Source organism: Streptomyces lavendofoliae (assembly GCF_014649735.1).
Lineage (GTDB): Bacteria > Actinomycetota > Actinomycetes > Streptomycetales > Streptomycetaceae > Streptomyces > Streptomyces lavendofoliae.
The window spans coordinates 89,206-101,530 of record NZ_BMTP01000002.1; the positions used below are offsets into that span (position 1 = coordinate 89,206).

At 73.5% G+C, this 12,325-nt stretch carries 12 protein-coding genes; 6 read left to right on the forward strand and 6 right to left on the reverse strand.

The window, feature by feature from the left end:
* The 4 genes from IE109_RS03285 to IE109_RS33670 form a co-directional block, all read right to left on the reverse strand.
* On the reverse strand, window positions 1-1,053 hold the full coding sequence (locus tag IE109_RS03285) for an MlaE family ABC transporter permease (RefSeq protein ID WP_229890509.1): 1,053 nt from the start codon (window positions 1,051-1,053) through the stop codon (window positions 1-3).
* Window positions 1,050-2,093, reverse strand: coding sequence for an ABC transporter ATP-binding protein (locus IE109_RS03290; protein ID WP_189548917.1), 1,044 nt, complete (start codon window positions 2,091-2,093; stop codon window positions 1,050-1,052). The genes IE109_RS03285 and IE109_RS03290 overlap by 4 nt, the downstream gene beginning before the upstream one ends.
* A gap of 189 nt (window positions 2,094-2,282) precedes the next feature.
* Window positions 2,283-3,836, reverse strand: a complete 1,554-nt coding sequence (locus tag IE109_RS03295; protein WP_189548918.1) for a DUF6801 domain-containing protein — start codon at window positions 3,834-3,836, stop codon at window positions 2,283-2,285.
* A gap of 121 nt (window positions 3,837-3,957) precedes the next feature.
* A complete protein-coding gene (locus tag IE109_RS33670) occupies window positions 3,958-4,611 on the reverse strand; it encodes a hypothetical protein (RefSeq protein WP_189548919.1) in 654 nt (217 codons plus the stop codon).
* 520 nt (window positions 4,612-5,131) lie between these two features.
* Between IE109_RS33670 and IE109_RS03305 the strand changes: the two genes are divergently transcribed.
* Both IE109_RS03305 and IE109_RS03310 read left to right on the forward strand, forming a co-directional pair.
* Window positions 5,132-6,361, forward strand: coding sequence for a PucR family transcriptional regulator (locus tag IE109_RS03305; RefSeq protein WP_189548920.1), 1,230 nt, complete (start codon window positions 5,132-5,134; stop codon window positions 6,359-6,361).
* A 212-nt stretch (window positions 6,362-6,573) separates the two neighbouring features.
* Window positions 6,574-6,834, forward strand: a complete 261-nt coding sequence (locus IE109_RS03310) for a hypothetical protein (protein WP_189548921.1) — start codon at window positions 6,574-6,576, stop codon at window positions 6,832-6,834.
* A gap of 88 nt (window positions 6,835-6,922) precedes the next feature.
* Here IE109_RS03310 and IE109_RS03315 read toward each other — a convergent pair whose 3' ends face one another.
* Both IE109_RS03315 and IE109_RS03320 read right to left on the reverse strand, forming a co-directional pair.
* Window positions 6,923-7,195 carry a DUF2283 domain-containing protein gene (locus IE109_RS03315; RefSeq protein WP_189548922.1) on the reverse strand — a complete coding sequence of 91 codons (273 nt, stop codon included), beginning with the start codon at window positions 7,193-7,195 and terminating at the stop codon, window positions 6,923-6,925.
* Window positions 7,192-7,680 carry a YchJ family protein gene (locus tag IE109_RS03320; protein ID WP_189548923.1) on the reverse strand — a complete coding sequence of 163 codons (489 nt, stop codon included), beginning with the start codon at window positions 7,678-7,680 and terminating at the stop codon, window positions 7,192-7,194. The genes IE109_RS03315 and IE109_RS03320 overlap by 4 nt, the downstream gene beginning before the upstream one ends.
* Before the next feature lie 129 nt (window positions 7,681-7,809).
* On the opposite strand from IE109_RS03320, the gene tgmA reads away from it, so the two are divergent.
* The 4 genes from tgmA to IE109_RS03340 all read left to right on the forward strand — a co-directional run bounded on the left by tgmA (window position 7,810) and on the right by IE109_RS03340 (window position 12,298).
* Entirely contained in the window at window positions 7,810-8,004 is a 195-nt protein-coding gene (tgmA, locus tag IE109_RS03325; protein ID WP_189548924.1) for a putative ATP-grasp-modified RiPP, read from the forward strand.
* Window positions 8,005-8,027: 23 nt separating this feature from the next.
* Entirely contained in the window at window positions 8,028-8,966 is a 939-nt protein-coding gene (gene tgmB, locus IE109_RS03330; RefSeq protein ID WP_189548925.1) for an ATP-grasp ribosomal peptide maturase, read from the forward strand.
* Between the two features lie 122 nt (window positions 8,967-9,088).
* Window positions 9,089-10,885, forward strand: a complete 1,797-nt coding sequence (locus tag IE109_RS03335; protein ID WP_189548926.1) for a hydroxysqualene dehydroxylase — start codon at window positions 9,089-9,091, stop codon at window positions 10,883-10,885.
* A gap of 90 nt (window positions 10,886-10,975) precedes the next feature.
* Window positions 10,976-12,298, forward strand: coding sequence for a 6-phospho-beta-glucosidase (locus IE109_RS03340; RefSeq protein WP_189548927.1), 1,323 nt, complete (start codon window positions 10,976-10,978; stop codon window positions 12,296-12,298).
* Window positions 12,299-12,325: the final 27 nt, after the last annotated feature.

The following is a 12,325-nucleotide window of genomic DNA, read 5'->3' on the forward strand; positions in this document are numbered from 1 at the left end:
TCAGGCCCCCTTCGCCGGGACGAGCTGGAGGTAGAGGGCGGTGAGGACCATGTTGACGAAGAAGAGGAGGAGGAAGGTGATGACGACGGACTGGTTGACCGCGTCGCCGACCCCCTTCGGTCCGCCGCGCGGATTGAGGCCCCGGTGGGCGGCGACGATGCCGGCGAGGAAGCCGAAGATCAGCGCCTTGATCTCGCTGATCCAGAGGTCCGGGAGCTGGGCGAGGGCGGAGAAGCTGGCGAGGTAGGCGCCGGGGGTGCCGTCCTGCATGATCACGTTGAAGAAGTAGCCGCCGAGGGTGCCGACGACGGAGACCATGCCGTTGAGCAGCACGGCGACGAGCATGGTGGCGAGGACCCGGGGGACGACCAGGCGCTGGACGGGCGAGACGCCCATGACCTCCATGGCGTCCAGCTCCTCGCGGATCTTGCGGGAGCCGAGGTCGGCGCAGATGGCGGAGCCGCCGGCGCCGGCGATCAGGAGGGCGACGATCAGGGGGCTGGCCTGCTGGATGACGGCCAGGACGCTGGCCCCGCCGGTGAACGACTGGGCGCCCAACTGCTGGGTGAGCGAGCCGACCTGGAGGGCGATGACCGCGCCGAACGGGATCGAGACGAGGGCGGCGGGCAGGATGGTGACGCTCGCGACGAACCAGAACTGCTCGACGAACTCCCGGAACTGGAAGGGCCGCCGGAACATGTCGCGGGCCACGGTGGCGGCCAGCGCGAACAGCCGCCCCGTCTCCCGCAGCGGTGCCAGCGCCCGCGCGGGCGGCCGGTACGCGCCGGGGGCGGAGTGGGCGACCGGCTCGGTGGGCGGCGGGGCGTGGCCGGGGGCGGTGCGGTTGGCGGCGGGCCGGGCCGGGTGGGTCTCGTGCGGGTGGGTCTCGTACGGGTGGGTCTCGTACGGGTGGGGGTTGCCGCGGCCGGGGGGCGCGGCCGGGCCGCGTACATGGTCGCCGGCGGCCCCTCGGGCGAACGGCTCGCCACCGGAGCCCGGGGCGGGAGTGGCTGGGGGGGCCGGGCGGGGCGGCCCCGGGTGGTCCGCGGTCATGAGGCGGCACCGCCGACGGCGCCGTTGACCGGACCACCGACCGGCCCGCCGACCGGACCGCCGACGGTGCCGGCGGGCGGGCCCGCCGGCGCGTAGCTCCGCAGGATCGCGGCCCTGGCGGGCTCCGGCAGCCCGGGCAGCAGGGCGAGGACCCGCTCGCGGCGGCGCGGTACGGCGGCGCGGGACGGCAGGCCGGGCGACGGCTCCAGCTGGGGGGCGAGGGTGCGGGGAGCGTACGGGGCGGGCGTGCGCTGCTCGCGCGCCAGCGTGGCGGCGTCCTTCTCCTCCGACATGCCGATGGGGCCTTCGCGCCGCCCGCTGAGGAATTGCGCCACGACCGGCTCGTCACTGGTGAGCAGGACCTCACGCGGTCCGAAGGTGACGAGGTTGCGCCGGAAGAGCATGCCCATGTTGTCCGGGACCGTGGCCGCGATGTCGAGGTTGTGCGTCACGATGAGCATCGTGGCGTCGATCTGGGCGTTGAGGTCGATCAGCAGTTGTGAGAGGTACGCGGTGCGGACGGGATCCAGCCCGGAGTCGGGTTCGTCGCAGAGGATGATCTGCGGGTCGAGGACAAGGGCGCGTGCCAGTCCGGCGCGTTTGCGCATTCCGCCGGATATCTCGCCGGGCAGTTTCCCCTCCGCGCCGACGAGTCCCACCATCTCCATCCGCTCCATGACGATGCGACGGATCTCGGACTCCTTCTTGCGGGTGTGCTCCCGCAGCGGAAAGGCGATGTTGTCGAACAGCGACATCGAGCCGAAGAGGGCGCCGTCCTGGAACATGAGCCCGAACAGCTTCCGCGTTTCGTAGATGTCGCGTTCTGGGCTGTTCACCATGTCGACGCCGTCGATGAGGACACGTCCGCGTTCGGGTTTCAGCAGCCCGATGATGGATTTCAGGAATACCGTCTTGCCGGTGCCCGAGGGGCCGAGCATCACACTGACCTCGCCGGCGGGCAGGGTGAGGGAGACGTCCTGCCACACATTCTGTTTGCCGAAGGATTTGGTGAGTCCTTCGACGACCACTTCTGTTCCCACCACAACTCCCAGGTCCCGCTCTTGCTGAGGAAGTGACAAAAGTGCGTCGGGAGGGCGCACGTTACGGTCACTCGGAGGACATCGACAAGCGCCGCGCACGACGCGTTCGGGGCGACCGGATGGTTTGTCAGCGCGTGACAAACCGGTTCCGTCTCCTTGTCGCCGTGTGCGCAACGGCACCCGGCCGGATCACCTCTCGGGCTTGGGCTTCGGCGGGTCGGGGCAGTACTCCGGCTGGCCCGGCGAGCACAGCACGCCCTGGGTCATCTTCGTGTGGTTGCCGCCTCCGGACAGGGAGGCCGTGAACAGCCGGTCCAGGTCCTCGGTGACGCCGCAGCCGCTGAACCCGGGGATGGTCGCGGTGCCGGTCAGGGGGCCGCCGGTGACCACGGTGTACCCGTGCGGCCTGCCCTCGGCGTCGTACGAGCCGCGGCCGGTCAGGGACAGTTCCATGGGGCGGGCGGTGCGGCACGCGGGGCCGACGTCGAGCGGGGTCCCGTTCACCTTCACGTCGCTGAGCCGCACCCACAGTCGCGCGGTCGCCTTCGTCACCTCGGAGAACTGGCCGTCCGGTGAGAAGTAGCTGCCGGTGGCGATGTCCATCGGCGTGTCCAGGGTGAGTTCCGCGGTGGCCGTCGTCGGCATGAACCCGAAGGTGAGGAACGTCGACCGGACGGGCGGCAGTTGCGGTTTCCCCCGGTACGAGAACGTCGCGTCGCTGTACATGGTGAACACCAGCCCGTCGTCGCGCGGGCACTGGTAGGTCTGGGTGGCCTTCGCCATGTCCACCTTCATCAGGCCCGGGTCCTTGATGAACATGGCCGAGCCAAGTTTCAGGACGTTGGCGAAGCCGGCGATGTAGCCGTGGCTCGGTACCGGGTCCTGTGTCACGGGCGGCTGCTCCACGCACTCGTCGGCCGCGCCCGCCCTCGGACCGGGCTCCCGGCCGGCGGACGGTCCGGGCGGCACGGGGGGTGTCCCGCGCCCCGGGTCGCCGGGGTCGCCGGGAGCGCCGGGGCGGGCGGGGCGGGCGGGGTGGGCGGAGGGCACGCCACCGGCCGGGGGGTGCTCGTCCACCACCGGTGGCCGCCCGTCCGCGCCGGGCACGGTGAGGACCGCGACACGGCCGATGGTCAGGTCCTGGTCCGGGTCCGGGTCGCAGGTGACGGCGAGCCCCGGCGGCGTGGCCGGGGTGCTGTCGGCCCGACGCAGGAGCAGGTCCAGGGTGACGGGCCCGGTGGAGAACGTGAGGTCGCCCCCCGAGGAGGCGGTCACGGTGGGCACGGCACCGGCGCCTTCGACGGTGTGCGGCCCGGTGGCCGGGAGGGCGCGGTCCGGGACGGTCAGCTGGGTCCACGGCAGGTCCGCGGCGTCGTCGCCCTGCGCGACCCGCCCGGTGAGGCGCGCCGCCCCGTTCGCGGTCGCCGCGCCCGTGGCACGGAGGGCGGCCACCGCCTCCTCGGGCAGTTCCACGGCGACCCGCACGTCCGACGCCCGCACCGGCCGGCCGGCAGCGACCTGCCGCGGCAGCCCGGCCGAGACCCGCACCCGGGCGGGGTGTCCGCCGCCCGGCAGGCCGCACCGGTAGCCGAACTCCGCCTCGACGGGCCGCACGCCCTCGTCCACGGCGATGCCGGTACCGGTTCCGGGCACGAGCCCGGCCACCAGTACGGCCGCCCCGATCGACGCCGTCCGTGCCCAGGTACGCCGGTGCCGGCTCCCGCCCGTGCTGCTGTCACCCATCGGTCGCTCACCCCCACATCGCCCGCTGCTGTCCGTCCCGCGGTGGGCGCGGGCCCTCACGTGGCCGTGCGGCCGGTGCCGGCCGACCGCACGACTCGTTACGGGCTCGCCCGTGTGGCGCTTACGGGCTGGTGACCGTGATGACCGGCGAGACCTGGTACTTCGCGCCGAACTTGGCCTTGTCACCGGTCTTGATCAGACCGGCGCAGGAGCCGGACGCGCTGGTGACCGTCAGCGCGGGCGTCGCGTCGGGCACGATCTCCAGCACACCGGTGCCGTTGGTGTAGGTGCCGGTGTTGGCGGAGCCCTCGATCGTCGCGTTGCAGGTGCCCAGCAGGCTGGTACCGGTGAGGGTCACCTTGACGCCGGTCAGCGTGCCCTTGGTGACCCCGCCGCTGTAGGTCACGCCGTTCAGCTTCATGGGCTGGACCGACTGCGAGACCCACTTCGACCCCAGCGGGCCGTTGCACTTGGTGGTGGAGGTGCCGAACGTGGCGTTGGCGATGGTGGCCAGGCCGGCGCCGCTGGCGTACACGCCGTCGACGGCCGTCCCGCTCGCGGCGTACACCGAGCAGGTGATGGTGGCGCCGGTGGTGACGTTGGTGAGTACGGCGTTGACGGCCGCGACGTTGGTGGCGCTGAAGGCGTCGTTGGCGGCCGGGTTGCTGACGGTCCACTGGGCCTGGGGGGCGGCCGAGGCGGTCGTGGCGGAGACTCCGGCGGCGACCAGTAACGCGGCGGCGGAAATGGCGGAGATTTTGGTAATGCGTCGCACGGGCTGTTCCCTCCTGAGGGATGGGGCGTACCTGATGACCGCTTCTCCACTCCGCGTATGCGGCTCGTACGCGGCGGGGAAAAGCGGCAGCGGCTCAATTCACGGAACGCGGGGCCTGATTCGCACGGCCACCAGGTCGAGCACCTTGCGCGATTGACGCTACGAGTGAGTAACCGGCCGCGCAATACTCGCCCGTAAGTTTTCCCCGCCACTCTTACCGGCGGGTATTTTCTTGTCGCCCGGGCAACAGATCGCGAGGGTTTCTTGTCCGCGAGTGAGCACTCCCGCCCCTCCGCCCCCCTGCCGGCCGTCTCTCGGCCCGGTTGACGGTCGGGCTTCGGCCAGATCCGGGCCGGGCGCCCGCGGCCATGGTCGGAACTGATGCGCGCCCCGAGGCTCCTGGTCTATGTTCGGCACCCACGAAGTGCTCAACCCCGTCCGTACGTGGGAGCGCTTCCCCCCACGCGCCCCCGCACCACCTCCCCCACCGGTACACCCGGAGAAGGAGGGGCAACCCGCCATGCCCCGGTCCACCACCCAGCCGTCGGACGCGGGCGAGCCACTGGGGCCGCTTCCCCAGGAGTTCGCCGCCATCATCCGGCCGGAACTGCCCAGCCTCACCAAGGAGATAGGCATCGAGGTCACTCGCGCCTACCCCGAGTACGCCCGGCTCCTCAACGGCCCGTACGGCCAGGCGATCCGCCTCGGTGTGGAGCAGAACATCTCCGTCTTCGTCGACCGGGTCGCCTCCCCGTCGGCTCCCACGACCCTGCGCGACGAGATGTGCCGGAGGTTCGGCCGGTTCGAGGCGTACGAGGGCCGCACCATGGAGAACTTGCAGGGCGCGTACCGCCTGGGGGCCCGGGTGGCGCTGCGGCGCGCCAAGAAGGTGGGCCGGCGCTACAACCTCTCCCCCTCCCTGATGCTGAGCTTCGCCGACGCCCTCTTCGCCTACGTCGACGAGCTGGAGGCCCTCTCCCGCGAGGGCTACGTCCAGGTGCGGGCGGAGACGGTGGAGGAGGCCGAGGCGTTACGCAGGCGGCTGCTCCACCTCGTCCTCGCCGGGCCGCCCGTTCCGCGCACCGCCGTCACCGAACTGGCCGACCAGACCGGCTGGCCGCTGCCGGAGCGGGTCACGCTCGTCGCCCTGCGCCCGCCGGCCCGGCTCTCCCGGTCCGGGAAACTCGACAACGATGTCCTGATCGACCTGAGCGATCCGCAGCCGCACCTGCTGCTCCCCGGTCCGCTGGACGACGCCCGGAGACGGGATCTGGAGGCGGCGCTGCCCGCCACCCGGGGCGCGGTCGGCCTCACCGTTCCCACCGCGTCCGCCGCCGACTCGCTCCGCTGGGCCCGCCGCGTGCTGGAGCTGGTCGACGCCGGGATCGTCGAGGACGCCCCGCTCACGCTGGCGTCCGACCACCTGATCACCCTCTGGCTCCTGGCCGACCCCGCCCTCGTCGACCAGCTCGCCGAACGGGAGCTCGCGCCGCTCGCCGGGCTCACCCCCACCCGCAGGGACCGGCTCATCGAGACCCTGCGCATCTGGCTGGACACCCGTGGCACCGCCGCCCAGATGGGTGAGCTGCTCGACGTCCACCCCCAGACCGTGCGCTACCGGATGCGCAACCTGGAGGCGCGCTTCGGCGGCCGGCTCGCCGATCCGCGCTCCCGGTTCGCGACCGAGGCGGTGCTCCGCGCCCTGCATCTGCGCGCCGCGGGGACGCGCGGCCGGCGCGGCGGCGACTGAACTCCCCCCGGGCGCAGGGCTCCTGGCTGATCGTCCGGGGCCGGCACGGCCCGCCCGGGTTCGCAGAAACGGAAAAGTACGGTCTCCTGGGCAAACGGTTGCAGCACAGATACAAACCCTTGGGGAAAACGCGAACTCGATGCTGTACCCATGGAGGGAGCACAGCAAACAGACGACTGCCACAAGCAGGCTTGACCCACGAAGGACTCCACGTGACCGCGTCGCCCCTCGTCCCCGTCCCGATCCCCGACCGGGTCGCCGCCCTCATCGGGTCGTGCATGCCGATCGGCATCCTTCAGGCGGAGGTCGACGCCGAGTGCGCCGCCCGCGAGGTGTACCGGTTCCGCGCACCGCTGTGCGCCGAGGACCAGGCGGACCGCGAGCACGCGCTGGCGGCGCTGGCCAGGGCGAACAAGGTGCTCGGCGCCTACAACCCGGGGCTGCTGCTGCGGCCGGGCGCTGCCTGGCGCTGACCCGCGGGTCCGGCCCGGCCCCGCGCCCCGCTCCGTCCCGCCGCCCGGCCCGGCGCCGGCGCCGGGCCCCGCGCCCGACCCGGGACCCTCAGGTGTGGTCCGGCACCGCCCCGCGGGCCTCGCCCGCCGGGGCGGCCCGCGCGAGGGTCTCCGGGGTGAGCCCCGCGCGGGCCCCGAAGACCTCGACGCCCAGCAGGCGCCCGGCCGCGTCGAAGTCGAGCGTCAGCTCGGTCCCGCCGCCCGGGCCGGGCACGGTGACCTGGCGGACGGCGGAACCGTCCTCCACGTGCGCGACGAGGGAGACGTACGCGGTGTCGTTCCGCGGGTCGTGGGTGACGTGCGGGCCGGCGCCGCCCTTCACGGCCCGGCCGGTTCGTCGTCACCGTCGACGTACACCCAGGCGCCGCCGGCCCGCTCGAAGCGGCTGTGCTCGCGCATCGCGCCGGGTTCGCCCCGGTGGGTGTAGCGGGCCACGAAGGTGACCGTCCCGGTGGTGTGGAAGAGGGTGCCGTCGGTGGTGGCGACGATCTCCTGGCCGGTCCACCGCATGGCCGGGTCGAAGTCGACGGCCGCGGGCCGGGTGGCCGGCGCCCAGGTTCGCAGGAGGTAGGGCTCGTCACCGGCGACGAAGGCGCTGTAGCGGGAGCGCATCAGCAGTTCGGCGGTCGGGGCGAGGGCCTCACCGCTGTGAAACCGGCCACAACAGGCCGCGTAGGCGGCGGGCAGGCCGCACGGGCAGGGGCCGTCGGCACGCACCCCGGACGCGGACCGGGGACGCCCGGCGGGCCGTGCGTCGCGGGAGGTGGGGCGGGGGGCGGGACGGCGGGCGGAGGTGCGTCGGGACATGCCTCCCATTGTGCCGGTCGGCGGCGGGCGCGCGGCCGGTGCCCGCACCGCGACGCAGCGTAGTGAGTTCGCGGGGCTTCGACGCCGTACCGTCACCCGTACCGAAGTTGACGAGTGATGGAGGGGATCATGCAGCCGTTCGCGTGCAGCTACGCGCGTCCGCAGAAGGCTTCGGAGGACGTCACCGCTTCCTACGTCTACGACCCGGCGCTCCAGCTGAACGTCCTGTCCGACGGGCGCCCGGCGATCAGCGACCGCGCGCTGATGCTGGCCGCCGGGACGACGACGTCCACCGCCGGTTCCCAGACGCACTTCGACGACTGAGCGACCCGGTCGGGTACGCGCTGATGACCGTACTGGTCCTGACGAGTCCTCAGGACGTCACGGCGGACCTGGTGGTGGCCGAGCTGCACGAGCGGGGCGTGCCGCTGGTGCGGCTGGACCCGGCCGATCTGCCCGGTGGGGCCGACCTGTCGGCCGAGTACGTCCACGGGGACTTCCACTGCTACCTGTCGGCGCGGGGCCGCATGGTCGGCTCGCGGGCCCTGCGCTCCGTCTGGGTGCGCAGGCCCGGCGAGCCGGCGGCGCACGCGCCCGGGACGTCGGCCTGGCTGGGCGCCGAGACCGCGCAGGCGCTGTACGGGATGCTGTACTCCACGACCGCGCGCTGGATGAACCATCCGCGGCAGGCGGCGCAGGCCCGGTACAAGCCGTGGCAGCTGCGGGTCGCGCACCTCAGCGGCTTCGCCGTGCCGCCCACGCTGATCACGACCTTCCCGGGGGTGGCGGCGGAGTTCGCGGCGCGGTACGGGCGGGTCGTCGTCAAGTCCCTGTCGGGCCCGCCGCGCACCGACCCGCCGGTCGCGCTGCCCACGACCCTGGTGGAGCCCGGCACGGACTTCGCGGGGGTGGCGGCCGGTCCGACGCTCCTCCAGCAGTACGTGGCCAAGCGGGCGGACATCCGGCTGACGTGCGTGGGCGGGCGGCTGTTCGCCGCGCGCAAGGCGTCCGCCGAGGGGCAGGTGGACGGGCGGTACGGCGACACCGGGCACGCGTGGGAGCCGGCCGGGGTGCCGGACCGGATCGCCCGGCCGGTGCGTGAGTTCATGGACCTGGCGGGCCTGGCGTACGCCGCGTTCGACTTCGCCGAGGACGCCGAGGGCCTGTGGTGGTTCCTGGAGTGCAACCAGGGCGGGCAGTTCGGCTTCGTGGAGCTGGAGACCGGTCAGCCGATCGCCGGGGCGGTCGCCGCCTGGCTGGGCGCTCCGCCGCCGGCGCGCCCCTGACCGGGGCTGGTGGAAACCGGCCATTGTGCGAAGGGGGGCGCGCGGTGGTTCCGGGTCCGGCGGGGCGGCCCTAAGCTCCTGCTTCCGACGAGACGTTACCGTGGGTAAGAGGTGGGTGGGGCATGCACCGTACGGGTACGACGCGACGCACCTTCATGGCGGGCGCCACCGCCGTCACCGGGGCGGTGGGGGCGGGTGCCCTGCCGGCCGTCCCCGCCTCGGCGGCGTCCGCCGCTCCGGCCGGCCCGGCGGACGGCACGGAGCCGCCCTCGGTCGCGGTGTTCGGCGGCGGCGTCGCCGGACTCACCGCGGCGCACGAGCTGGCCGAGCGCGGCTTCCGGGTCACCGTCCACGAGCGCCGCGCGCTCGGCGGCAAGGCGCGCAGCATGGACGTGCCGGGCAGCGCGCGGGGCGGGCGCAGGCCCCTGCCCGCCGAGCACGGCTTCCGTTTCATCCCGGGCATCTACCACAACCTGCCCGACACCATGCGGCGCATCCCCTTCCCCGGCAACGCCCACGGTGTGTACGACAACCTGATCGCACCCCGCGAGATGATGTTCGCCCGCTCGGGCCGCGAGGACCTGCGGATGTCCATTCCGTGGCCGGGCCACCGGCCGGAGCGGCTCACCCTGGACGAGATCCGCCGAGCCCTCACCGCGCTCGTCGAGACGGCCGCCGGCCTGCCCCTCCACGAGGGGGCGTACTTCGTCAACCGCGCGCTCGTCTTCCTGACCAGCTGCGACGAGCGCCGCGACACGGTCTGGGAGCGCACGCCCTGGTGGGACTTCACCCGGGCGGCGCGCATGTCGGAGACGTACCAGCGGATCCTGGCCATCGGCGTCACCCGCAACATCGTGGCGACCAAGGCGGAGGAGGCGAGCACCCGCACGGTCGGCACGCTCGGCGAGGCGTTCGTCTTCAACGCGCTCGGCCGCGGCGCGGACGGCCCGCCGGACCGGATCCTCAACGCGCCCACCAACGAGGCGTGGATCGACCCGTGGGTGGCCCATCTGCGGTCTTTGGGCGTGGAGTTCAGGATCGGGTCGACACTGCGCGAGGTGCGGTACGGCGACGGGCGGGTCACCGGCGCGCTGGTCGAGGACGCCGGGGGCGCCCGCACCACGGTCACCGCCGACCACTACGTGTGCGCGCTGCCGGTGGAGCACGCGCGGCGCACCTGGGGTGCCGCGCTGCGCGCGGCGGACCCGCGGCTGGCGCGCTGCGACGGGCTGCGCACGGACTGGATGACGGGCATCCAGTTCTATCTGACGGAACGGCCGCCGATGGTGCGCGGCCACGTCAACTGCATCGACTCGCCCTGGTCCCTGACGGCGATCGCGCAGGCCGGGCACTGGCCGGAGCGGGACTTCGCCGCCGACTACGGCGACGGCGTGGCCGTGGAGTGTCTGTCCGTGGACATCTCGGAGTGGGACAGGCCGGGGATCCTGTACGGGAGAACCGCCAAGCAGTGCACCCGCGAGCAGGTCGCGCGCGAGGTGTGGGCGCAGCTCAAGGCCGCCCTCAACGACACGGGCCGTACCGTGCTGAAGGACGGCGCCCTGCACTCGTGGTTCCTGGACCCGGGCGTGGACGGTCTCGGGACGCCGCACCCCACCAACGAGGACGAGCTGCTGATCCATCCGGCCGGTACGTTCCACCTGCGCCCCCCGGCGGCCACGGCGGTCCCGAACTTCTTCCTGGCGGGCGACTACGTGTCGGTGGACATCGACCTGGCCACGATGGAGGGCGCCAACGCCGCCGCCCGGCAGGCGGTGAACGCGCTGCTGGACCGCACTGGTTCGAACGCGCCGCGCTGCACGGTGAAGCCCCTGTTCCGGGCGCCGGAGATCGAGGCGCTGAAGCGTCACGACCGCACCCGCTTCCGGCTGGGCCTGCCCAACGCGCTGGACGTCGGCTGAGGGGCGCCGGACGACGCCCGGGGGACGCCACGTGCCGTCCGGGTGCGGGCGAGGACGGCCCGTGCCCGGGCGGCCGAGTAGCGTGACCGCATGAAGCTGACGATTCTGGGTGGCGGCGGGTTCCGGGTGCCGCTGGTGTACCGGGCGCTGCTGGGGGACCGCGCCGAGGGCCGGGTCACACGGGTGACGCTGCACGACGTGGACGCAGAACGGCTGGCGGCGATCGGCGGGGTGCTGGCCGAGCAGGCCCGGGACGTGTCCGACGCGCCGGCGGTGACGGCGACGACGGACCTGGACGAGGCGCTGCGGGGCGCGGACTTCGTGTTCTCGGCGATCCGCGTCGGGGGGCTGGCCGGGCGGGCCGCGGACGAGCGGGTGGCGCTCGCCGAGGGCGTCCTGGGGCAGGAGACGGTGGGCGCGGGCGGCATCGCCTACGGCCTGCGAACGGTACCGGTGGCGCTGGACGTCGCCCGCCGTGTGGCGCGGATCGCGCCGGACGCCTGGGTCATCAACTTCACCAACCCGGCCGGTCTGGTGACCGAGGCCATGTCCCGGGTCCTGGGCGACCGGGTGATCGGCATCTGCGACTCGCCGGTGGGCCTGGGGCGGCGGGTGGCGCGCCTGCTGGGCGCCGACCCGGACGAGGCGTGGTTCGACTACGCGGGCCTGAACCACCTCGGCTGGCTGCGCGGGGTGCGGGTCGCCGGGCGGGACGAGCTGCCACGGCTGCTGGCGGACACGGAGGCGCTGGGCTCGTTCGAGGAGGGCAAGCTGTTCGGCGCCGACTGGCTGCGGTCACTGGGCGCGATCCCCAACGAGTACCTGCACTACTACTACTTCAACCGGGAGGCGGTGCGCGCCTACCGGGAGGCCGCGCGGACGCGGGGCGCGTACCTGCGCGAGCAGCAGGCCGCGTTCTACGGCTCCCCCTCCCTCGACAGCTGGCACGCCACCCTCGCCGAGCGCGAGGCGACCTACATGGCGGCCAACCGCGAGGCGGCCGGTGCCGGCGCGCGCGCCGAGGAGGACCTGGAGCCGGGTGGCTACGAGCGGGTCGCCCTGGCGCTGATGCGGGCCATCGCCCGCGACGAGCGCACCACCCTCATCCTGAACGTCCGCAACCGCGCCACCCTGCCGGTCCTGGACGCGGACGCGGTGGTCGAGGTGCCCTGTTTCGTCGATGCCAACGGTGCCCACCCGGTGTCGGTGGCGCCGCTCCCGCTCCACGCGGCCGGCCTGGTGACGGCGGTCAAGGCGGCCGAGCGCGAGGTGCTGGCGGCGGCGGAGAGCGGCTCGCGGGAGACGGCCGTCAAGGCCTTCGCCCTGCATCCGCTGGTCGACTCGGTATCGGTGGCGCGACGGCTCCTCGCCGCTTATGCGCGTGAGCACCCGGAGCTGGGCCACCTGGCGTAACGGTGGCCAACAAGGGCGTCTTTACGG

Bases quoted from the DNA above. Each gene is read 5' to 3' on its own strand.
- IE109_RS03285 (WP_229890509.1), bottom strand. From the start codon at position 1,053: ATGACCGCGGACCACCCGGGGCCGCCCCGCCCGGCCCCCCCAGCCACT.
- IE109_RS03295 (WP_189548918.1), bottom strand. From the start codon at position 3,836: ATGGGTGACAGCAGCACGGGCGGGAGCCGGCACCGGCGTACCTGGGCA.
- IE109_RS03305 (WP_189548920.1), top strand. From the start codon at position 5,132: ATGCCCCGGTCCACCACCCAGCCGTCGGACGCGGGCGAGCCACTGGGG.
- IE109_RS03340 (WP_189548927.1), top strand. From the start codon at position 10,976: ATGAAGCTGACGATTCTGGGTGGCGGCGGGTTCCGGGTGCCGCTGGTG.
- tgmB (WP_189548925.1), top strand. From the start codon at position 8,028: ATGACCGTACTGGTCCTGACGAGTCCTCAGGACGTCACGGCGGACCTG.
- tgmA (WP_189548924.1), top strand. From the start codon at position 7,810: ATGCAGCCGTTCGCGTGCAGCTACGCGCGTCCGCAGAAGGCTTCGGAG.
- IE109_RS03335 (WP_189548926.1), top strand. From the start codon at position 9,089: ATGCACCGTACGGGTACGACGCGACGCACCTTCATGGCGGGCGCCACC.
- IE109_RS03320 (WP_189548923.1), bottom strand. From the start codon at position 7,680: ATGTCCCGACGCACCTCCGCCCGCCGTCCCGCCCCCCGCCCCACCTCC.